Origin of the sequence: Providencia sp. PROV119, assembly GCF_028482435.1 — a bacterium.
Lineage (GTDB): Bacteria > Pseudomonadota > Gammaproteobacteria > Enterobacterales > Enterobacteriaceae > Providencia > Providencia stuartii.
The window spans coordinates 63,831-85,420 of the sequence record NZ_JAMPQL010000015.1 but is presented as its reverse complement, the minus strand read 5'-3'; the positions used below and the strand labels follow the sequence as shown (position 1 = coordinate 85,420).

The 21,590-nt window shown below is 53.8% G+C and carries 26 protein-coding genes; 24 read left to right on the top strand and 2 right to left on the bottom strand.

Annotated elements, in window-relative coordinates; translation table 11 throughout:
• Positions 1-89: 89 nt before the first annotated feature.
• The 16 genes from PSF11_RS14130 to PSF11_RS14055 all read left to right on the top strand — a co-directional run bounded on the left by PSF11_RS14130 (position 90) and on the right by PSF11_RS14055 (position 15,447).
• Positions 90-416, top strand: a complete 327-nt coding sequence (locus PSF11_RS14130) for an integrative conjugative element protein, RAQPRD family (protein WP_001236300.1) — start codon at positions 90-92, stop codon at positions 414-416.
• Complete coding sequence (locus PSF11_RS14125) at positions 413-652, top strand: TIGR03758 family integrating conjugative element protein (RefSeq protein ID WP_001070025.1); 240 nt, start codon at positions 413-415, stop codon at positions 650-652. The genes PSF11_RS14130 and PSF11_RS14125 overlap by 4 nt, the downstream gene beginning before the upstream one ends.
• A 47-nt stretch (positions 653-699) precedes the next feature.
• Complete coding sequence (locus tag PSF11_RS14120; protein WP_073557142.1) at positions 700-1,062, top strand: TIGR03745 family integrating conjugative element membrane protein; 363 nt, start codon at positions 700-702, stop codon at positions 1,060-1,062.
• Between the two features lie 12 nt (positions 1,063-1,074).
• The gene (locus PSF11_RS14115; RefSeq protein WP_004239708.1) at positions 1,075-1,491 is read left to right on the top strand and encodes a TIGR03750 family conjugal transfer protein; all 417 of its coding nucleotides are present in this window, start codon (positions 1,075-1,077) and stop codon (positions 1,489-1,491) included.
• Complete coding sequence (locus PSF11_RS14110) at positions 1,484-2,128, top strand: PFL_4703 family integrating conjugative element protein (protein WP_000033152.1); 645 nt, start codon at positions 1,484-1,486, stop codon at positions 2,126-2,128. Before PSF11_RS14115 ends, PSF11_RS14110 begins: the two co-directional genes overlap by 8 nt.
• On the top strand, positions 2,125-3,021 hold the full coding sequence (locus tag PSF11_RS14105) for a TIGR03749 family integrating conjugative element protein (protein ID WP_163769719.1): 897 nt from the start codon (positions 2,125-2,127) through the stop codon (positions 3,019-3,021). Before PSF11_RS14110 ends, PSF11_RS14105 begins: the two co-directional genes overlap by 4 nt.
• Positions 3,018-4,547, top strand: a complete 1,530-nt coding sequence (locus PSF11_RS14100) for a TIGR03752 family integrating conjugative element protein (RefSeq protein ID WP_036919079.1) — start codon at positions 3,018-3,020, stop codon at positions 4,545-4,547. The genes PSF11_RS14105 and PSF11_RS14100 overlap by 4 nt, the downstream gene beginning before the upstream one ends.
• Positions 4,544-5,029, top strand: coding sequence for a hypothetical protein (locus PSF11_RS14095; protein ID WP_004239705.1), 486 nt, complete (start codon positions 4,544-4,546; stop codon positions 5,027-5,029). The genes PSF11_RS14100 and PSF11_RS14095 overlap by 4 nt, the downstream gene beginning before the upstream one ends.
• A complete protein-coding gene (locus tag PSF11_RS14090; RefSeq protein ID WP_004245744.1) occupies positions 5,026-5,463 on the top strand; it encodes a TIGR03751 family conjugal transfer lipoprotein in 438 nt (145 codons plus the stop codon). Before PSF11_RS14095 ends, PSF11_RS14090 begins: the two co-directional genes overlap by 4 nt.
• Positions 5,463-8,330 (top strand): conjugative transfer ATPase, encoded by a 2,868-nt coding sequence (locus PSF11_RS14085; protein ID WP_163769721.1) that lies wholly within the window; start codon positions 5,463-5,465, stop codon positions 8,328-8,330. The genes PSF11_RS14090 and PSF11_RS14085 overlap by 1 nt, the downstream gene beginning before the upstream one ends.
• Positions 8,331-8,424: 94 nt before the next feature.
• The gene (gene taaP, locus PSF11_RS14080) at positions 8,425-10,650 is read left to right on the top strand and encodes a trimeric autotransporter adhesin TaaP (protein ID WP_004239700.1); all 2,226 of its coding nucleotides are present in this window, start codon (positions 8,425-8,427) and stop codon (positions 10,648-10,650) included.
• A gap of 78 nt (positions 10,651-10,728) precedes the next feature.
• On the top strand, positions 10,729-11,169 hold the full coding sequence (locus tag PSF11_RS14075) for a TIGR03757 family integrating conjugative element protein (protein WP_004239699.1): 441 nt from the start codon (positions 10,729-10,731) through the stop codon (positions 11,167-11,169).
• Positions 11,166-12,140 carry a TIGR03756 family integrating conjugative element protein gene (locus PSF11_RS14070; protein ID WP_012368435.1) on the top strand — a complete coding sequence of 325 codons (975 nt, stop codon included), beginning with the start codon at positions 11,166-11,168 and terminating at the stop codon, positions 12,138-12,140. Before PSF11_RS14075 ends, PSF11_RS14070 begins: the two co-directional genes overlap by 4 nt.
• 14 nt (positions 12,141-12,154) lie before the next feature.
• Positions 12,155-13,597 (top strand): integrating conjugative element protein, encoded by a 1,443-nt coding sequence (locus tag PSF11_RS14065; protein ID WP_134736458.1) that lies wholly within the window; start codon positions 12,155-12,157, stop codon positions 13,595-13,597.
• On the top strand, positions 13,598-13,936 hold the full coding sequence (locus PSF11_RS14060) for a hypothetical protein (RefSeq protein ID WP_000160224.1): 339 nt from the start codon (positions 13,598-13,600) through the stop codon (positions 13,934-13,936).
• Entirely contained in the window at positions 13,933-15,447 is a 1,515-nt protein-coding gene (locus PSF11_RS14055) for a conjugal transfer protein TraG N-terminal domain-containing protein (protein WP_134736457.1), read from the top strand. The genes PSF11_RS14060 and PSF11_RS14055 overlap by 4 nt, the downstream gene beginning before the upstream one ends.
• A gap of 42 nt (positions 15,448-15,489) precedes the next feature.
• Here the strand turns inward: PSF11_RS14055 and PSF11_RS14050 are convergent, their stop codons facing one another.
• Entirely contained in the window at positions 15,490-15,897 is a 408-nt protein-coding gene (locus PSF11_RS14050; protein ID WP_004239694.1) for a DUF3742 family protein, read from the bottom strand.
• Between the two features lie 342 nt (positions 15,898-16,239).
• On the opposite strand from PSF11_RS14050, the gene PSF11_RS14045 reads away from it, so the two are divergent.
• Positions 16,240-16,539, top strand: coding sequence for a hypothetical protein (locus tag PSF11_RS14045; protein ID WP_004245740.1), 300 nt, complete (start codon positions 16,240-16,242; stop codon positions 16,537-16,539).
• Positions 16,539-16,778, top strand: coding sequence for a hypothetical protein (locus PSF11_RS14040; protein ID WP_004245739.1), 240 nt, complete (start codon positions 16,539-16,541; stop codon positions 16,776-16,778). Before PSF11_RS14045 ends, PSF11_RS14040 begins: the two co-directional genes overlap by 1 nt.
• A gap of 420 nt (positions 16,779-17,198) precedes the next feature.
• Here the strand turns inward: PSF11_RS14040 and PSF11_RS14035 are convergent, their stop codons facing one another.
• Entirely contained in the window at positions 17,199-17,420 is a 222-nt protein-coding gene (locus PSF11_RS14035; RefSeq protein ID WP_012368432.1) for a hypothetical protein, read from the bottom strand.
• Positions 17,421-17,820: 400 nt separating this feature from the next.
• Between PSF11_RS14035 and PSF11_RS14030 the strand changes: the two genes are divergently transcribed.
• The 6 genes from PSF11_RS14030 to PSF11_RS14005 all read left to right on the top strand — a co-directional run bounded on the left by PSF11_RS14030 (position 17,821) and on the right by PSF11_RS14005 (position 21,500).
• Positions 17,821-18,729 carry an integrase domain-containing protein gene (locus PSF11_RS14030; protein ID WP_004252296.1) on the top strand — a complete coding sequence of 303 codons (909 nt, stop codon included), beginning with the start codon at positions 17,821-17,823 and terminating at the stop codon, positions 18,727-18,729.
• Positions 18,677-19,348 carry an SGNH/GDSL hydrolase family protein gene (locus PSF11_RS14025; protein WP_223854836.1) on the top strand — a complete coding sequence of 224 codons (672 nt, stop codon included), beginning with the start codon at positions 18,677-18,679 and terminating at the stop codon, positions 19,346-19,348. The genes PSF11_RS14030 and PSF11_RS14025 overlap by 53 nt, the downstream gene beginning before the upstream one ends.
• Before the next feature lie 348 nt (positions 19,349-19,696).
• Positions 19,697-20,059, top strand: coding sequence for a hypothetical protein (locus tag PSF11_RS14020; RefSeq protein WP_004245735.1), 363 nt, complete (start codon positions 19,697-19,699; stop codon positions 20,057-20,059).
• A gap of 81 nt (positions 20,060-20,140) precedes the next feature.
• A complete protein-coding gene (locus tag PSF11_RS14015) occupies positions 20,141-20,458 on the top strand; it encodes a hypothetical protein (RefSeq protein ID WP_000171971.1) in 318 nt (105 codons plus the stop codon).
• 418 nt (positions 20,459-20,876) lie between these two features.
• Complete coding sequence (locus PSF11_RS14010) at positions 20,877-21,047, top strand: hypothetical protein (protein WP_223302951.1); 171 nt, start codon at positions 20,877-20,879, stop codon at positions 21,045-21,047.
• A gap of 96 nt (positions 21,048-21,143) precedes the next feature.
• A complete protein-coding gene (locus tag PSF11_RS14005) occupies positions 21,144-21,500 on the top strand; it encodes a hypothetical protein (protein ID WP_004239684.1) in 357 nt (118 codons plus the stop codon).
• Positions 21,501-21,590: the final 90 nt, after the last annotated feature.

The following is a 21,590-nucleotide window of genomic DNA, read 5'->3' as shown; positions in this document are numbered from 1 at the left end:
TTAAAAAATTTGGAAAACTAATTGTTTGCTGTTTTTTCTGTCCGCCTTTTTTACCCTGACTCCACGTTAACCGTCTTTAAGGAGTCGTTATGCGATTATTTTCTCCGCTTATTTCCCTGTTTGCGTTGGTTGTCAGTGCATTTGGGGTATTGCCTGCTCAGGCCGCTGAAAAAGATGAACTGGCGCTGACGTTAAAGCAGCTCGATCACATCCAGGCCAGCCTGGAGCGCGCCCGTATTCAGGCAAATCAGGACAATCACGCCCGTTTTTATTTTGATTATTCCCGCGCCTCCAGAGAGGTGGAGATTATCCGGCAGGGGATTGTCCGCTATCTGGAGCCTTCCCGGGCCCAGCCCACGGTGCCGGTTAATGTGGCGGAGCCGCTGCGCGGGGATTACCGCCGGGAGCAGCGATGAATCCGTCACAGCAGGCGGCATTTGAGGCTGCTGCCGGCTCGGGGATGTCTCCGGCTGTTCTGAATCTGTTGTGTATCGGGGCATTACTGGCGGTGCTGTTTTTATGGGCAGCCTGGGGACTGGTTGATGTTTACCGGGGCTGGGCAAATGAAAATGTTCGTACTGCAAGGGTGGGGCAGTTTGCTGTCCGGGCAGTGATATTACTGGTGGTCTGCATCTGGATGTTTGCCAGTTGAGTGTGCTGTTTAATTTATTTTACAGAATGAAAGGTCATTTTATGGATATGAAATCATTTTGGGGACGTGGTGTCCGTCGTATTGGTGCGTCAGTGGTGACGTTATTCACTTTATTCAGTCTGATGCCGGCGTATGCCGCACTGCCTTCGGTGGAACCCCCTTCTTCCGGTGGCGGCGGCGGACTGATGGACACCATTAAAGGCTATCTTAATGACGGCATTGTGATTGGCGGGCTGGTTGTGGCTGCGACGGCTTTTATCGTGGTGGCCATTGCCGCGGTCACCACGTTCAATGAAGTGCGCGACCAAAAGGCTGGCTGGGGTAAATTCGGTACAATTATTGTAGTCGGTGTCGTCCTGATTGTGGCGGTCGTCTGGCTGGCCGGAAAATCCGCCACTATTATTTTTTAAGCGGAGGCAACGATGCAGACCATCGATTTTATGCCGGATCGCTTAAATGCAGAGCCCACCGTCTTTCGCGGATTTACCACCCATGAAATGTTTGCCGCCGCCGGTGTCGGTTGTGTGGGCGGGAGCGTTATCAGTATCCCGCTGTTACCGCTGGCCGGGTGGGTGATCCTGCCGACCGGCGCGTTGATAATGCCGCTGTTGGTGGTGTTTTTTGGCGGCACTTTTCTGACCCGTATCAAACGCGGAAAACCGGAAAATTATCTCTACCGCCGATTGTCCTGGAAACTGCAAACCGGGTTTGCCCGCACATTGCCGCTGACCGGACGGCTGACTGAAAAATCCCTCATCACCGTATCTCAGGGCTGGTTTTTACGCCGGACGCAGGCGCTGTCACTGTGCCGGTATATCGCCGGAGGCCGCCATGAGTAAATTTCGTCATGCCCTGCAAAACCGGGACCAGCACATTCTGACACTGCGGATGATCTGCGGGGTGCTGGTGCTCTGCCTGTTTGTGGCCTTTGCCGGCTGGATGCGGGCGCCGGCTAAACTGACGATCCATAATCCGCCGGATTTGCGCTCCGGCAGTACCCGGGCATGGTGGGAAGTGCCGCTGCCGACGGTGTACGCTTTCAGCTTTTATATTTTTCAGCAACTGAATGCCTGGCCGAAAGACGGCGAGGTGGATTATCCGCGAAAGATTGCACAGCTCAGTGCCTATCTGACGCCGTCCTGCCGGGCGTATTTTGAGAAAGAGGCCGCTTACCGTACTACGCTCGGGGAGCTGAAAGGGCGTTCCCGGGTGGTGTATGAGATCCCGGGACGCGGGTTCAGTGAGGATAAAGTCCGGGTGATTGACCGGGATAACTGGATCGTGCGCCTGGATTTGGTAGCGGATGAATATTTTAGCGCGGAGCCGGTCAAGCGAGCGACGGTACGTTATCCGGTGAAAGTGGTGCGCTGGGAGGGCGATCCGGAAAGTAATCCGTTTGGTCTGGCCCTGGACTGCTATGACGGGCTGCCTCAGCGTCTGGAAGCGGCGGAGCAGAATAAGGAGGTCAGTCAATGAGCATAAAACGTCATCTGACGGCCTGTGCTCTGGGGATTTCGGCGATGTTTTCTGTGGCCGCTCTGCCGCTGCCGGTGCAGGCGGTAGAGCTGGTCCGCTGGGAGCGTATTCCGTTACCGGTTTCTCTGCATGTGGGGGAAGAGCGCATTGTGTTTGTGGAAAAAAATGTGCGTGTCGGTTTTCCACCGTCTCTGAATGAGAAACTGCGGATCCAGAGTACCGGAGGGGCGGTGTACCTGCGGGCGGAAAGCGCCTTCCCGCAGACCCGCCTTCAGTTACAGGATGTGGAAAGCGGGGAAATCCTGTTGCTGGATGTGACGGCCACTGCCGGTAAAGGGAAGCTGGAGCCGGTGCGGGTGGTGTACAGCGGTGAAGTCAGTACGCAGCGTGACAGTCAGAGCGTCAGACGCAGCGGGCAGGCTGCGGGGGCAGCAGCCGATGCCGTACCGGAAAGCGTGGACCGCAAAGCGAAAACCCGTTATCCGGCGCCGTTACCGGTCTTACTGACCCGTTATGCCGCCCAGAGTCTGTATGCACCGTTAAGAACAGTGGAGCCGGTGTCCGGCGTACAACCTTTGCCACTGACCTTACCAAAAACACTGACAGCACTCTACCCGTCTGAACCACTGATCGCGCGGCCGCTGGCCGGCTGGCAGGCGGCGGAGTACCGGGTGGTGGCGGTGAAACTGACCAATCAGTCCGCTCAGAAAGTCGTGCTGGATCCCCGTCAGTTGCAGGGGCAGTTTGTCAGCGCCACGTTCCAGCATCAGTGGCTGGACGCGAAGGGCACACCGGAGGATACCACCACAGTGTATCTGGTGATGAAAGGCAAACCGGATAAGGCGTTTCCTGCGGAGCCGCCTGTCCGGAGGACGGGAGGGAAAGCCCGATGAAAGTGAAATCCAATACGCTGGTCAAAATTCTGGTGCCGTCCGCACTGGCGTTGGCGGTGCTGATTGGTATCAAAAGCTGCCAGCCCGACACGCCGGTCACCGGCAGCGGACAGGACAACCTGTCTCAGTCAATCAATGACCTTGACCCAGGGGAGCTGAAGTCACTCGGGATTGAGGGGGATACCCCGGCCGATACACTGAGGACGCTGATTGGCACTATGAAAACGGTACGTGACCGTCAGGCGGAATTGATCGCCCAGAATGAGAAATTGCTGGAAGAGAATGCGCAGCTGCGTAACCGGCAGCAGAATGTGTCGGGGCAGATCCAGTCTGCGGTGGCTTCCGTCCGTCAGGAAGCGGAGAGTCAGCAGCGTGCCCTGCAACAGGAGCAGCAGACACTGATGCGGCGTCTGGATAGCCTGGGGGAAACGCTGACAGCATCAGGTGGTCAGCCGGCTCAGGGCAGCGGACAAGGCGATATTCCGCTGGGACTGGGGCTGGATACCGGGGGCAGCGGACTGACGGTGAAAGACGGGTTGCTGTGGGCTGAGCCGCAGGATGCACAACCGGCTGAACCGGGGCGGATGGTGAACGGACAACCGGCTGAACCGGGGCGGATGGTGAACGGACAACCGGCTAAACCGGCGTTTCCGACCTCTTTTCTGGAGGATAACGCCATTACCCGTCAGAAAGCGGAACTGGACCGGGTGGCCAAAAATCAGCGCACGCTCTCCGGTACAGTGGACGGTGAGGCCCATACCGAACCGGCGTACACGATACCGGAGAATGCCACCCTGGTGGGCAGCCAGGCGATGACGGCGTTGCTGGGGCGGGTGCCCATTGACGGTAAAGTGACCGATCCGTATCCGTTCAAGGTGGTGGTGGGAAAAGACAACCTCACGGCGAACGGCATTGAGTTACCGGATGTGGAAGGGGCGGTGATCAGCGGCTCGGCCACCGGTGACTGGACATTGTCCTGTGTGCGCGGGGATATCACCTCGATCACCTTTGTTTTTACGGACGGCACGATCCGCACGGTGCCGAAGCCGGCTGACCGGACGGACGGCGGCAGTCAGGCCAACAGCGGACAGAATGCCCGTAATAACGGCGGGTCGCTCGGCTGGATTTCAGATGAGAGCGGGATCCCGTGTATCAGCGGTGAACGTAAAACCAATGCCGGCACCTATCTGCCGACCCTGTTTGCCCTGACGGCAGCGGCCTCGGCCGGGGATGCGATGTCGCAGAGTCAGTATACCGCGCAGAACAACGGGTACGGTATCACCTCCTCGCTCTCCGGGGATGCGGGGAAAGCGGCGCTGGGCAGTGCCATCGGCGGCGGGTTTAAGGATGTGGCGGACTGGGTGAAATCCCGCTACGGGCAGACCTTTGATGCGGTGTATGTGCCGCCGGGGCAGAAAGTCGCGGTGCATATCAGCCGTCAGATCCCGGTGGATTATGAATCGCAGGGACGCCGGGTGAATTACGGTTTTTCACTGACAGAGGGTGAGGAAGGAGGTCTGGAGTGACGTATTTTGCGAAGCCGGGGGTGCTGGCTGTGACGCCGGTGACGTTTCCGCTGGTGTTTGTGTTCAGTGCCGGACAGGCCGGTTGTACTGGAAGTCATTTTTGCCTGACGGTGGCCGGTCATCAGGTGTTTGATGAGGAGCAACAGCAGCTGATTGCCGGCATGTCACCGGCGACGATACAGCTGGCGTGGCAGAGTACCGCCGGTGAGACGCCCGGGGCGGTTCTGTCTGTGGGCCGTCACCGGGTGGGGCTGAGTGACAACGACATTACCGTTTACCGGTTTGCCCCGCGGGATGAGGCGTGGCCGCAGGACAGTGACTGGGATCGCCTGCTGTACACCGTTTTTAAAGGGGAGGCGCCGGATAAAGCCGGCTGGCAATGTGTGCCTTTTTCACTATCTGAACTGAGCTGTCACGGTGAGTTTGCCCGGCTGACCTGCCGGGGGGCGATCCTGAAGGGCGCGGGAGGCGTCATATCATGAGAATGATGAAATGTGTGATGAAAAGCAGAGTGCTGTGCGCACTGGTGTTGTTGCTGGCCGGCTGTGCCACCTCCAAAGAGGAGCTGCTGCCGGCGGGAAACAGCGACATGATGGCCATCTGGTCCGGCAGACAGGCTGATCCGAACGGTGCGGCGGACAGCCGGACGGTGACGGAGACCGCCCGCAGCGCCCTGCGACGCGCCCTGACGAATGATGAAGCCGCGCGCCTTCAGCAGGCGGACACCGCGTATACCCGGACACAAAGCAGTGAGATCCATCAGCAGTTTCCGCGTCTGCCGAACCCGGACATGGTGATGTATGTGTTCCCGCATCTCTCGGCCGGCAATCTGCCGGTGCCGGGATACAGTACGGTGTTTCCGTTTTACCATCAAGTGCAGTATGCCCTGCCGGGTGAGCGTGTGGAGGGCTTGTGATGGGATTTTCATTATTCCGCTCACGCCGGAAAGCGCAGGCGGTTTCTGCTGAAAAAACGGATGAAAACAAGGCTGACAAAACCGTACACCGCAGTACACCGGCAGAGAATGCCGGTTTAGGCCGTCAGCCGCTTTCCCGGCCGGGAAAAATGACCCGGGCGGATGAGCAGAAGATTTACCATGCGAATCCGTCCTTTATTGATTACCTGCCCTGGGTGGAATTTCTGGATGAGGAGCAATGCCTGCTGCTTGATGACGGGGTGTCGGTCGGGGCGGTGTATGCCGTTGAGCCGGCGCCGACGGAAGGGCGCTCTGCCGGCCGTCTGCTCGAAATCCGGGATGCGGTGGAGGATGCGCTTCAGGACAGTCTGGATGAGCATGATGATAACCCGTGGGTGGTGCAGTTTTTTTGTCAGGATGAGGACGACGTGAGCGTCACACTGGCCACATTGCGGGACTATATCCTGCCGGCGGCCCGGGGCACCGCGTTTACCGAAGCCTGGCTGACCGAAATGGCGCGTCATTTACGGGGGATTGCCCGTCCGGAAGGGCTGTTTAAGGACACGGAGGTGACCGGACAACCCTGGCGCGGACAGCAGCGCCGGACCCGGATGGTGGTTTACCGCCGGCTGGGGAACAGCTATACCGATCCGATGCCGCCGGTGGCGATGCTCAATCAGATGTGTGACCGGCTGGTCAGCAGTCTGGGCAGTGCCGGCGTGCAGTGTGTCCGCCAGGACGGGAGGCAGGTGCATCAGTGGCTGCTGCGTCATTTCAATCCGGCCCCTGACTGGGTGGACCGGGAGACGCTGTACCGGGAAGGGGCGTACTGGCCGGCGGCGGAGGAAGCCCCGGGCACCCTGCCGGTGCTGAAGGATTTTGCGGAAACGCTGTGGTTTACCCCGCCCCGGTCGGATGTGGAAAACGGCGTGTGGTGGTTTGATAACCTGGCGCACGGTGTGGTGAATATCGAAAAACTGCGTAAAGCCCCGGGGCCGGGGCACCTGACCGGGGAGCAGAAGCGCGGTGACAAAAATATCAATGCGCTGATGGACCTGTTTCCGGAAGGGACGATGCTGTCGATGACCATCATCACACAGCCTCAGGATACGCTGGAGCAGGAATTTACCCGGCTGGGGAAAAACTCGGTGGGGGAAAACACCGACTCGCAACGTACCCGCCGGGACGTGGAAACCGCCAGAGGTTTACTGGGGCACCGCCATAAGCTTTACCGGGCCTCCCTGTCATTGCTGCTGCGTGCCGGCTCGGTGGAGGAACTGAACAAAAAGCGCGTGGATCTGACGGCCACGCTGCTGAATGCCGGTCTGGAGCCGGTGAAGCCGGAATATGATGTGGCGCCGCTGAACGGGTATCTGCGTGCCCTGCCGATGTGTTTTGACCCGCAGACGGATAAAAAACACTGGTATACCCGGCTGACCTGGGTACAGCACCTGGCCGGATTACTGCCGGTGACCGGGCGCACCAGCGGCACCGGGCATCCCGGCTGGAGTTTCTTTAACCGGGGCGGCGGGGTGCTGACCTTTGATCCGCAGAATAAACAGGATCGTACCCAGAATGCGCATCTGCTGTTATTCGGTCCCACCGGGGCCGGTAAATCCGCCACCTTATGCGCACAGTTATCGCAGCTGATGGCGGTCCGCCGTCCGCGTCTGTTTATTGCGGAGGCCGGTAACTCCTTTGGTTTACTGGCGGACTATTACGCCAGTCTGGGGCTGAGTGTCAATAAGGTCAGTGTCAAGCCCGGCAGCGGGGTGCGTCTGCCGCTGTTTGCGGATGCGCATCAGCTGCTGATGATGGATGAACAGCGTCTGGCACTGAATGCGGATGAACTGCCAGAGACGGACAGTGAATCTGAGGATGATGACGGGCAGCGTGACATTCTGGGGGAAATGGAAATCTCCGCCCGCATGATGATCACCGGCGGGGATGTGCGGGAAGAAGCGGAGCTGAAGCGGGCTGACCGGGCGATGATCCGCCGGGCGCTGATGGCGGGGGCCCGGGCGTCTTATGCCGCCGACCGGCAGATGCTGCCGGCGGATTTGCAGGAGGCGCTGTATGCCCTCTCCCGGGGGGAAGGTGAAGAGGAAGGGCGGGCATTAAATCCGCAGCGCCGGGCGAAAGCGGCCGAAATGGCGGAATCCCTGGGGATGTTTACCGAACCGGGCAGTTTTGAGCATGAGCTGTTTAATCTGCCGGGGGAGCTGTGGCCGGAGGCGGATGTGACCCTGATTGATTTGGGGCACCTGGCGCGGGAAGGGTATGAGGCCCAGATGGCGCTGACGATGGTGAGTCTTATCAACTCCATCAACAATATTGCCGAGCGGGATCAGTACCGGGCCCGGGACATTAATTTTGTGGTGGATGAGGCGCATATCGTGACGGTCAACCCGCTGTTATCCCCCTATGTGACCAAAGTGGTGAAAATGTGGCGGAAACTGGGGGCCTGGCTGTGGCTGGCGACCCAGAACCTCGATGACTATCCGGACTGTGCCGAGAAAATGCTCAATATGGCGGAGTGGTGGGTGTGTCTGACGATGCCGCAGAAAGAGGTGGAGGCAATCGCCCGCTTTAAGACGCTCAGTGAGGAGCAGAAACAGGTGCTGCTGTCCGCAGCCAAACTCTCCGGCTGTTACACGGAAGGGGTGGTGCTGGCGCGGAAAGTGGAGGCGCTGTTCCGGGTGGTACAGCCGAGCTTATATCTGGCGCTGGGGATGACGGAAAAAGAGGAGAAGCAGCAACGGCGGGTGCTGATGGAGCAATACGGATGCAGTGAGCTGGAAGCGGCGTTCAGGGTGGCAGATGAACTTGACCGGAAACGGGGGTTACCGCCCCGGGTGCCGGGATGATGAAACGGGTGGAGCAGGGAGTGGGTAAACCGTGTTGCAGCACGGCTTACCCGGCCGCTTCATTGGGTATGTTAAAAAGAGGAAACATGACGTCATGAAAACGACGGGAGTTAAAGTAACGCTTTTGTCGCTGGTTGTCAGTTATTCCTGCGCTTTACAGGCCAAAAACGTGTCACTGGGGGACACGGCCGTGGCCACGGGGCAGCACAGTACGGCTGTCGGTGAGGGCAGTATGGCGCTGGGGAACAATATGACGGCGGAACAGGCGCAGGCGGCGATGAAAGCCCAGAATGCCCTGTTGCAGAACAGGGCGCAGGCGCATGAGCAGTACATGCAGACGCAGGCCCTGTTTGACAGTAAATCGCTGGCGAACAGCAATATTCTGGAGCGTCAGGAAGCGATGAAACCGTTGTTGCAGCAACAGGAGACCCTGGCGGGTCAGCGTACCGCGCAACAGCAGCAGGTGACACAGGCACAGCAGGTCGCTGACCGGATGGCACAGATTTATGAACGCAATCTGGGGGCGGTTTCACAGATTGTGGATGAGAATTTTGTGGCGTTGTGGCAGCAGGGGCAGGCTGACCGTCTGGCTCAGGAAGTGAAAAAACGGGTTGAGCAGGATACGTCGGTCAGTAATGACACGCAGTTTTATGTCAGTTATGTTAATGCCTATATTGAAGCGAAAACCAGAAGTGCTCTGGTTAATGAAACCATCAAAGAGAAAACCGGTTCTCAGATTACGACCAACTATCAGGGTGTGGCCCTGTCCCCGGTACTGAGTGCCGGCCACAGTGATAAAGCGATGCTGTGGTCGGATGCGGTCACGGACAGCGAGCAGAAGAAACAATTATCCCGTTTACACCTGAATACCGCGGCCCTGAAGGGCGTTGCCGGTTATCAGGAAGAGCTGGCCAAAATCGCCCTGATCACCTCTGCGGACGGGAAAAAGAATCTGTATCAGGCTTATCAGAAAAATGCCCGGCAGCAAATTGAGCAGGGGCTCACCGGGGTGACAGAGGCCGGGAAGCAGATCCTGTCAGAGCTGTATCTGGATAACATCGATGAAGGCACCTTTAATCAGATGGTCAGCGGTATTTTCACCCGCTATGAGAATCAGCTGAACTACCTGATCCAGCTGGATAAGGTCAACAGTTTATCGCCGGACAGCCCGGATTATGCCAAAGAGTTACAGCAACTGCTGGTACTGGAAAGCCGTCCCCGGGATAACACCGTCGGGCTGAATACCAACCCGGAGGCGCTGAAACAAAAAGTGGATCAGTACCTTCAGGACAATGCGCTCAGTCACACACAGGCCATGTCGTCACAGGCCACACAGCTGAAACAGCAGTTATCGGCGGAAAAAGCCGTCACCGATCAGGCACTGAAGCAGGCAGAAACGCAACTCTCCCGGCTGGAAAAGGATCTCTCCGCGCTGGATACAAAGTTGTCTGATTTGCGTCCGACGCAATCCGAGCTGGAAAACATCCGGGATCTGGAGAAGGTGAAAGCCGAACTGGCGCAGAAACAGGCGGAATATCAGGCGGCGGATAAAGCCCTGAATGAGGCGCAGAGTACGCTGAGTCAGGGTAAACAGGCTGTTGCGGTCGGGGATAAGAGTCTGGCGCTGGGCGAAAAATCCGTGGCACTGAGTGTGGATGCCCGGGCGCTGGCGAAAAACAGTGTGGCACTGGGGGACGGCAGCCTGGCTGACCGGGATAACAGCGTGTCCGTCGGCCGTGAAGGTCAGGAACGTTTTCTGACGCATGTGGCGGCCGGCATTGCAAAAACGGATGCGGTCAACAAAGGGCAACTGGATGAGGAGCGGGATGCGCGTATTGCCGGCGATAAGCAGACGCTGAAACAGGCCATGGACTACACCGATGTGAGCATTCAGTACAGTGAGGCGAAGATAAACAAGCGGATTACGGAAGAGCAGCAGGCCCGTATTGAGGGGGAGGAACAGACCCTGGCGGCCGCAAACCGCTATACCGATGAGACGTTCGGGCAGGTGACCCACACGGTGCTGGACAATGCCCGGCAGTATACCGACCAGCGTTTCAGTCAGCTGGACAATAAAATCAGTCAGGTGGAGAAACGGGCCAATGCGGGGATTGCCGGGGTGACCGCAATATCTTCCATTCCGTATGTGAACAGTGAGCGTTTTTCGTTCGGGATGGCGATGGGGCATTACCGTGATGCACAGGCGATAGCCACCGGGGTGCAGTATAAGCCGACGGCCAATACCAATGTGCGCCTGAATGCGTCATGGAATAACGGCGGCGATACCAGTATCGGCGCCGGGTTTGCGGTGGGCTGGTAACCGGTGAAAACCCGCCGGTCACCGGCGGGTTTTGATGCGCTTTTCTTCTCTCACCGTTCGTTTGTGAGGACTGACCGAATGAAAAAACGATTTTTATCTCTTTCCGGATTGCTGATGCTGTCGCTGTCATGCCTGCCGTTGACCGCCGGGGCGGCAGTGGTGCTGTATACCACGCAGGATGACGCTCTGCCGCAGACGGACATCCCGTTTGAGGTGGTGTATCTGGATGCGCCTGAACGCCTGCTGGATGAGGCCCTGCTTCAGCCGGGGACGGAACTGAGTGAAGCGGATGCCCCGCACATCACCGCCCTGTTACAAAGTCCGGCCTGGCAGGCCAGAGAAACGGCATTACGGCAGGCTTATCAGGGCGTGGTTCAGGCCTGGCAGCTGGGGGTGTCATCTCTGCCGGCGGTCGTCGTTGATGCGCAGTGGGTGGTTTACGGCACCACCGATATTGCACAGGCGGTGACGCAGATACAGCAGTACCGGGAACAACAGGAAGGAGGAGGTCAACCATGACCCGACAATCACATCGCCGGCGTCTGGCGGGGGCTTTGTTACTCGGTTGTTCACTGGTGCCGGTGGCGGAAGCCAGTCTGAGTACCGCCACTCTGGTCGCTTCTGCGGCCTCACCGTCGTGTATCAGCTGGCGTATCAGCGGGATTTGCTACTGGCTGAAGTGTGGCTGGGGCGGCTGCCGTATCCGGACATCTGTCCGGGTGTCACATTTTATTCCGCAGGCGGTGGTCTCGGCCTACCATGCCCCGGGTGAAAACCCGTGGCGGGAAATGTCACTGGTCAGCGGGGCGGCCGGCGGGATTGAAAATGCCGTGACCGGCGTGCTGAGCGGGGTATCTGCCGGGGGCGGAAACAGTGAACAGAAGTTTGAGGCAAAACGTAAAACCGCCCTGCACTTTTTTTATGCGGATGCTATCGGTCATCCGGCAACCACCCTTATCGGCGGCAGTATTCCGGGGTATTCCTGTGACAGCGCAGCCACACCGCTGTTTCCTTATTACCTGAGCACGCTCGACAGTGTGCCGTGGCGGCTCGGTGTGCCGGAAATGGCGTATCCGGAAGCGATAATTCCCGGGAAACGGGAAATCGGGGGGCAGAGCCGGGGCAACATGTGGGGAAATCTCTATCCGCGCAGCGGTTTTGTCAACCAGCAGGACGGGGATAAAGCGGCGGCTGTGGTGGCGCAGCGCGTGGCAGATATTATGACCCGCACCGGGCAGGCGCATACCTATGTGCCCCTGAAAGGCAACCGCCGGGATGGCTATTGGCCGCCGGACGCGGTGACGGAGAATACCGGGACAAAAAACCATAAATGGCAGCGCCTGTCGCCGGGGCTGAAAAACAGCTGTGCGGTGTTTCCGGATGAGGGCGGAGCACAGGCACAGGACGGTAATTATGCCTGGGCATTGTGGCAGCCGTACAGCTGCTGCAAGCGCATGGGGCAAAAATTTCTGTACAGCACAACGTTTTAAGCAGGGATTTTAAGATGATGAAAGCAAAACGACACACGTTTTTTCCGCCGGCGCTGACACTGATGGTGTTATGCAGTGTACCGGCATTTTCTGTCCGGGCCGGGCTGGATTTTTCTGCCGGTGCGAATGATATCGGCTACGGCGCAAATGTTTCCGGCGCGGTCTCCGACAAACTGTACTACAACCTGGGCGGCGGCACGGTGTTATCCCAGCCGCCGGGGCGCAGTAATCTGCAACGTCTGGGGATGAGCATGGGCTGGAACAGTGATCTGATGTGCGGCAATTTTGATATCAAAACCACGGTGGGCAACCAGCTGAACGGGGTGACGGCCGGCTTTAAGAATCTGATGAGTGAGGTGATCCAGAATGCCACCGGGGCGGTGGCCAGTCTGCCGGCGATGGCTATCCAGCGGGCGAATCCCGGCCTGTATGAAATGCTGACCAACGGGGTGTTGCAGGCTAATGTGGCGTTTGATAAGGCGCAGCTGAACTGTCAGAACATGGCTAAACGGATGATGGACTTTTCAGAAAATAATCAGTGGACGCAGGCGGCGATCCTCGAAGAAGCAAAGAATATCATCAATAACAGTGACGGGGATGCGGTAAAAACTGACCAGCAAATTCAGCAAAGCAGTGGCGATAAAGGGGTTGTATGGATAGGCGGGAAACAGCGCGGTGGGGTTGGTCAGCCTGCGATTCAGCCGGCGCAGGATTTTGCACAGGCCGGCTTTAATATCATGAACGGTCTGCCGGCAACCAGTACGGCCCCGGTGCCGGCCGGCCAGTGTAACGGAGCCGCTTGCAGGCGCTTTGCCAACAGTGAGGAAGCCGCTCAGGTGGTCACACAGGTGCTGGGCAGCAAATCGGTCCGCACCTGCACCAATCCGGCGGATTGTCAGAGCGGCGGTGAGGCGGAGCAACCGGGCAGTTCCCAGCCAGGAACCGGGCTGGCACAGGTGCTGGAGACCACCACCCGGGAAAATTTGGAACAGCTGCATAAACTGGTGAACAGCCGGGGCGCGGTCGGGGCGGCAGAGTTGGCGAAACTGAAAACCGGCAGCCTGACGGTCTCCCGGGGGGTGATTGAAGCGCTGCGCCGGGATCCGGATAAAACGGCATTAACACAGCGTCTGGCCGGTGAGCTGGCGATGGCGGACACGATGGAGCTGGCGCTGACGATGCGCCGGATGCTGATCACCGGCCAGGGGGAGCCGAATGCCGGTAATTTTCCGAAAGCCCAGGAGATCGGTAACCAGTCGGTTGACCAGCTGGATCGCGAAATCGGGATGCTGCAAACGGAAATGGAAGTGCGTAAATCCATTGCCAATAACGCGATGCTGACGGTGATTGAGCGTGATCAGCAACGGACACAGGCGAACCCTGCCACCCAGACCCCAGATAATACGGATGTGCGTGTACAGGGACTGGAGCAAAACAGTGACACCGGAGGACGTTAAATGACGAAAGGAAAAACCGGGCGCCGGTTATGGCCGGTGCTGAAAGTAACCGGGCTGACCCTGCTCAGTATGGTGGTGTTGCTGGCGGTGGCTCAGCTGGGGCTGAGTTATTACGGTGAGGCGGACAGTCTGCGCCGGGCGTTTTACCGTGCCCGCTGGTTCTGGCTGGTCTGGCGGTGTGTGTTGTACGGAGCCGTGGCGGTTGGATTATGGAAACTGTATCACCACCCGAAAGTCAGTGAGACGGCCCGGCGCAGTCTGAAGCGCAGCGGGCTGGCGATGGCCGCCTTTGTGGCGGTGAGTGAATGGTCAGTCTGGGCGGGAGGTGACGGCTTATGATGACAAACAGTTATCTCGAGTATTTTCTCACGCTGCTGGCCTGGGTGGTGAATAACGGATTGTGGTCGGTACTGACCAGCACCGGGCTGTTTGCGCTGCCGCTGGTCTTTAAAGTGCTGGGGATCTGGCTGAAAGTGCGGGAAGAGGGGGAGGATGAGGGTAACAAAGGTTCACTGGCAATTGTGCGTATCGAGAACGCGCTTTACGGCACCTTTGTGGTGATCCTGTTTTGTTGTGTGCCGTTGATGGAGGTGAGTGTCAGTACCCTGCAATTTGATACCAGCCGGACCAAAACCTGCGGCACCTGGACCCCGGTGAAGCCGGCGGAATCCGGTTACAGCGGCGTGGTGTCGTCACTGGATAATCAGACAGCCAAAATCCCGCTGTGGTGGATGCTGGTACATAAGCTGTCGAAAGGGGTGACTCAGGCGGCGGTGGCCAGCATTCCGTGCCGGCCGGATTTGCGTCAGGTGCGTTTTGAGGTGCAGCACAGCAACATTAAAAATCCGGCGCTGGCTGCCGCACTTCAGGATTTTACGGATGACTGTTACTCACGTGCCCTGTATGACTGGAAAGCGAAAGATCAGGGAAAAACACAGGATGAAAAAACGTTACAGGATATCACCTGGATAGGCTCGGCCACCTTTATGAAAGGGGAATATCATCAGATCCAGTCACGGACACCGCGGGCGGGCTTTCCCTGGGATGCCGACCGGGATGACGGGTATGCGAATGTCAACGGCAACGGTTACCCGACCTGTTATCAGTGGTGGAATGATGCGAATGCAGGGTTACTGAAACTTGTCAAAGAGCAGACCGATGAAGGGATGTGGCTGCGTGCCCGGGCGGCGATGAAGCTGATTAATAAAAACTCGAAAGAGTTTGAGGAGGCCATCGTCCGCCGGCTGGTGAGTCCGGCGAATCTGGATGTCTCCGGCGGCCGGGTATACCGGGGATACGGGGGTAATGCGGATATGACGGTGATGAATGAGCTGGCCAGAATGGGAGGGGTAGCCGGGACTTCGCTGGCGTCACTGGGGGCATTCCCTGCCTTTGATACGATGCGACAGTCCTTACCGATGGTGCAGGGGCTGATGTTAATGGCGGTGTATATCATGATCCCGATGGTGCTGATGTTTTCGGCGTATGAATTTAAGACGGCGATAACGGTGACGTTTGTGATATTTGCGCTGAACTTTCTGACATTCTGGTGGGAGCTGGCACGCTGGATAGACAGCTGGATGATGGAGGCACTGTATAATTCCGATACGCACAGTCAGTGGAATATGAACGGGCTTCAGAACACGTCTGATGATGTCATTATGAACCTGGTAATGGGAACGATGTTTTTGGTGTTGCCGGCGTTGTGGTTGACAGCATTTGGTTGGGCTGGAGCTAAAGTTGGGTCCGAGCTAGGTAATATGACATCTAACGCGACTTCACCTGCGCATAGTGCGGGGGGGAAAGGAGGACAGTTAGCAGAACAAGCTATTTCTAAAAAAGTTAACTAATAATATTTTGAAGCCAGCTGCAAAATTTAGTTTTGTGGCTGGCTAATCTTCGTCAATATTTATTCCGTTCATATAATATCCAAAACCTTGGTTGCCATTTCTAAAGTCGTCACTATTGCCAACGAGATTGGATTGCCATTCATTATTGTTATCAGTGGATTGAATGTTATTTCCTGAAGAAATATCAATGTGTTCTATTACAGAAAATAAAATCACCAACGCTCCAAAGGTAAATAGGATGTACAAACTGAAATAAGCCAGTAACGCGATGACTGCGAGAGTTATAGATACCAGTGGAATATGCCCCAGCCAACCCGGCATATTTTTGCTTTTGGCGCTTGCCACACAGTTCTTATCGAAAGCCTTCAATTTTTTGATTAGCCATTTTGCTTTATAAGCTGCTTTTATGCCCCAGCGTTCTCCTCTGGAAGCGGCTGTTTTATCACTCATTTCCCCCTCCGGTAATCAGTGAGTCTGATTTATCTCATGCTTGTCGTCTATCGTTAATACAATTTTAGGTCGATTTTTAATCATTGTCTACATCTTGTGAGTTATGCACATATCCACGGTCACCAAGCCAGTGCAACCCGATGCCAACAAGCAATCGGGTAAACGGGAGCGTACAGGGCATCGGCCCTGATGGTGGCGGTGGGTATGTGTATAACTTTTTTGTTGCCTTCATATAAAAATCTTATTCTTTCATCTGGATGGATTTATTGAATTTGATTTTTTATGTCAGTTTAAGTAAGTTTTTAATATGTATCCGAGTCCTTGTATATAGGAGATGATAATATGAATTTTATTTTTTGGTTTGTGGTCTTAATAGGGGCGGGATATTTGTGGAGGAGGAGGGGTTGGTTCAGTAAAATAAGGAAGCAATACTCAAGGAGAAAAACAACATTAAATGGTAACAAAGGATGTTTATATAATAAAAAAAATGACAATGATGCTTTGGAAGGTAATGGGGATTGTAATAATTTTTATTCTGAGAATAAAGAAAGTTTCTTTTGGTTAATGATCGAGAGAGGTATTAAATTTTACAGAAAAGAATATTTGACTACGATTACTGAAAAAAATATCATGATAAGTTAGTGAGCTGGTTTGGTGAGAAATGTTATATACATTGTCAGGTTAGTTTAGGGAGTTTATTTATATTCCCAAAACAAAAAAATTTTACTGATGAAGAACAAAAACGTTTTTTTTCTGTTTGTAATAGAATGTCCTTGGATTTTATTTTAACATTTAAAACTAATATGCCCTTCTTACGTGTTTCTGTTGACTCTATGAAAAATAAACCGCCTGTTTGGGATGTTTATGATAAATCCAAATAAAAACATATCTGATTGTTGAGTTTTCGTGATTAAAGATGGCATTGATTATTAATACGATGAAGAACCAACAAGGGGATATTTAATAAAGAGAAAAAGGAGGATGTAAAATATTCTCCTTTTTCTTTATCGGGTATTGACGAAAAAAGAAAGTTTGATTAAATTTACCACGTTACACCGTTGCTTAATGCAACATTGCCAATGCTTCGGTTGTCTGAGAGAAGCGCCTACGGGTGACAACAATGCCAATCCGGCAATCTGAGAGGAACGCCTACGGGTGATTGCCACTGCCAATCCTCGGGTCATCTGAGACGAGGGCCTACGGGCGATGACAGAACTCCGTTCGTCCTTGAAATCGACGGAGGGTGATAACAGAATAGCGTTATCATCAGGATTAACTGCACTTCAGTGACCATGTCACAGCTATCCGGTCACCCGGATATCCACAAAAAAGCAGAGTATGCGATAACGTGTATCTGCCTCTTCTGATGTGTTCTGACGAATACGTCCTGCTTTCTGCAACCTTTGTATGCCCGGTATGACGCGTTTCCATTGCGCAGCTTTGGAAAGCGGCATCTTCGGAGCAATACATTGAGCAGCAGAATGATGGGCGTGCGTCACTTTCGTCAAGTGAAACGAAGACAAAGTGACGCACGCAAGTGCATACGCTCAGAACGCTTCAATACTGGTCTTACAGCAAAACTGACAATCTGACAGACATGTAATGCATTGCTCAGAACGGCTGAAAGTCTTTCAACGCTCAACGTTTATATGATGATAAAAACGTATAACATTATGAAAAAAGGAGAAAAAACGACACGATACCAAGGCGACGTCAGGAAACTGACGGACGGAGGTGCCCTGATAACGGGGGCCGGTCTGATGACCGCAAACAGTTCAGAGAACTGATTTGATACCTCTCAACAACTCAACCTTTTATCGCCCCGGTGCTCAGGTATCTGTCAGGTCGCAGGATGCGCAATATAAAACCGTCGCGCCGGGAAAAGGTAACCAGTTGAGAGCGAAAGAGGCGGAGAATCAGAGAATGTCCAGAAGAGCAAAAGCCCTGTCCCGTGAAATGCATATCCTTGCACGTCAGGCCGGAGGGAGCTTTAAAACCATTGCAGACCGGGTCAAAATTGCAGAACGGGTTGCGGCAGAGCTGGCCGGGTTGAATATTCAGATACGATCTGTTGAGCAACTGAAATCCCGCCATATTGAAATGTATATCCATGCCCGCAGAGAACAGAATATCAGTTTACGCAGCTGTCAAAACGAAATGTCGGCTATCCGGGCGATATTTCGTGTTGCCGGACGTCATAAACTGGCTGACCCTAAACATGAGCGCCTCAGTAATGAGGCGCTGGGGCTTTCAGGTGCCAGCAGGGCTGGCACCCGTACCGCGATATCGGACGAGCGCTTTCACGAAGCGCTCGCTCGGATTGAGCCTTATGATCAGGGGGTGGCATTAACTATGCAGTTATCCCGTAGTCTGGGATTGAGAAATGAAGAAGCCGTGCAGTCAGTAAAATCATTACGGACCTGGCAACAGGCGCTTAAAAACGGTAAAGATCGCGTTCATGTGGTTTTTGGGACAAAAGGAGGCAGACCCCGTGAAGCATTAGTGCCGGATAAAGCCCGTGTATTAACATTAATTAATAAAGCCATTGAATATGCGGATAAACATAACGGTTATTTAATTAATCGTCCGTCATTACATTCTGCCAAAGATCGTTATATTAATGTGATGCGACGGATAGGCGGATTTATTCACGAAGAATCAAATCATGGTTTACGGTATGCCTATGCTCAGGATGTTGAAAAATATTATCTCAGTCAGGGATTCAGTCAAAAGGAAGCCTATGCATTAACCTCCATGGATTTAGGGCATGGTGACGGTCGTGGCGATTATATTAAACGGGTTTATAGTCAGAAAGGAGATATTGAGGAATAAGATAAAAATGAAAGTCTGTTTAATTATTTTGTTTATTAATTTTGCTTTTTGTTTTCCGTTAATGGCGAAGACGTTATTTTTAGGTGATTCATTAACGGCTGTTTATGAAATGTCAGCAAAATATGTTTTGGATGAAAAAATAAAAACAGAATATGTTTCCGGTTCGGGGTTAATAAATAAAAGTAAAAAAGATTGGATCGCTTTCGTGAATAATTTCGATTTGCGGGAGTTTGATAATGTGATTATTAGTCTCGGAACAAATGATTTTGTTCAATATGGTTCGGATGAATGGCTGAAATATTACAGTCTGGTATTTCAATTCATTGCTGAAATTCAAAGTGAAAATCCGTTAGCGACAATTGTCTGGATATCTCCACCACATTTAAAAAATCCGGAACATGAACGTTATTTAATACATACCCGGCATATAATTAAACACAGTGCGATGTTATTAAATATTCATTATCTGGATATTAATCAGCCTCATATATTAGGAACGCAATGGCAATCTGTTATTCATAATGAAACTGTACGAACTGATGATGGAATACATATTACCCGTAAAGGGGGAGTACGGGTGATCAGAGAAGTGGTAAAAATCCTGAATGGGCAGGATTGACAAAGATAAAAAAACGGCTAAAAATGAATCTGCTTATCTCGTTGCGTAATGCAACTTGCCAATGCTTCGGTTGTCTGAGAGAAGCGCCTACGGGTGACAACAATGCCAATGTTCCGGCAATCTGAGAGGAACGCCTACGGGTGATTGCCACTGCCAATCCTCGGGTCATCTGAGACGGGAGCCTACGGGCGATGACAGAACTCCGTTCGTCCTTGAAATCGACGGAGGGTGATAACAGAATAGCGTTATCATCAGGATTATTTTTACGCAACGCTTCATATAACCTGCCCGCTGACGGGGAAATCACCCGTCATCAGGGAATTTCTCCGTTTTTTCACGAGAAATTCAATGAAGGTATCTACATTTCCGGAATCGTCTTTTTTTGACGATCTGCACTCTCTCACGCAACTGCATCACCTCTCAGGTGAGCTCGACATGGTTCTTGCTTTTGTCCGTCTGGATATTGGCGAGCACCCGGACGAAGATAATTTTCCGCCAAACTTCTGGATAATCAGTGCCGTTGCAGAGCAACTGGGCGCGTTATCTGTGGAGGCTGATTTTACCCGTCCACATCTTGAGAAAATGGTCCGCGCTGTCTGGAAAGCGGCTGAGCAAACGCCTTATGCGTCTGACTTTCGCCGTATCTACAACGATGCGATCAAAAATGCACAGTTTGAAGATCCGGTTGAAGCGCTGATGTTTGGTGCTTAACGGCGGACATTCACTGATTTTATGACCCATACGGGAAAACATCCCGTGAGGGCTGTATTCCCTTATCTGAGGATAGCCCTTATGACTCTTTTTACATTGAATTATGGTGTTGCCCACGTAATGTCTGGTATTGCCAGTTATTTATTTCCGCATTCCCGTGTTTCTCAGCAACTGAAGGCCGTTGCTAATGATGCCCGGATGCTGAAAATCACCGCAGAAGAACTGGAGGTGATACGTTTGGACGAAAAACGGATGTATCAGAGCGGAGATTACAGAGAACTGCCGTTTATTGAGCTTGATTTGTATACAACGGCATTTCGTTTTGGCGCCCTGATTTACTATGGACTCGCAAACCGGTGCCCCCGCATTTTTGCTTCACCGGCTGACAGTCATCGCTGAGCGGCTCGATCCGGAAATCTGGAATGAAGCCTGGCGCTGGGGTTACCGCTGCTGCCTGCAACACGAAAATGAAAAGCATGTAACCGACTGATTTAACGGACTCACAGGTGTCAGTCAGCTACCCTGAAATGGGGCTGCTTCCATTTACTGATCAGGTTTGATAACCATGATTTATGGCATTACCCGCGGACTGTTCTTTGTGGCCGATCACGTCTGTCGCTATTCCCGGAGTTGGGAATGGCTGATGTGGCTGGTTGAGGAAGCCCGGACACTGCGAAATGTTGAGGCTGATTTGAAACTGGCTGAAAGGTATGCCGGTGAGCAAAACCGCCCTCATTCCATTTCGCTGATGAAGTGTACGCTTTATGATGCCGGATTTGCTTACGGCAGATTATTACTGTGGCGTGCGGATGGTCTGATGAGACCCTGGCCGGCATGTCTGCTTCGCCGTTTACCGGATATCGGTCAGCGGATTGATGCAGTGATCTGGCAGAAAGGCTGTGAAGCCGGCTTGGATGAGACCGTCAGTGAATGGATGGCAATGGAGATGGCTGATGAATACCTTGTCGGTATCGAACTGAGCGACTGATTTGCCGGCATTCATTCTTTTTTTACTTACCTACCCGACGGGGAAACTCCCCGTCAGGTGGACGTTTCTCCGTCTTTTTTTACCGGAGAAACACACATGTCTGTTTTACTGCCAGAAAACAAACCGTTTTCATTTCTGAGTCTGATCATGCAACGGCTGTACCGTTTTTATGACCGTATACCGTTTGTTTCGTCAGGGATACCCGGTGAATTACCGTGGATAAGTAACCGAACCGGCCGGCGCGCTTACCGTGCGACGGTGGTGAAAGTGAATCCCCGGCAGTTCAGGATCCGCATTACTGTACGTCTGGGCGCGCATTCGAAAGAATACCGCTTTCATTCGTTGATAACCTCGCTGGACAGCAGGACATTTTGTTCCATAAAAGCGGCCTCCCGTGCCGGATTTGCACTGACATACCAGCTGGCACAGGTGCGTTATGCCTGGTGTCGCTGATTTGTTGTACTGATAGCACCATTGACTTTTTGTTATGACCCCGCCCGGCGGATTGATTTCCGTCAGGAGATGAATCCGCCATTTTTTTAA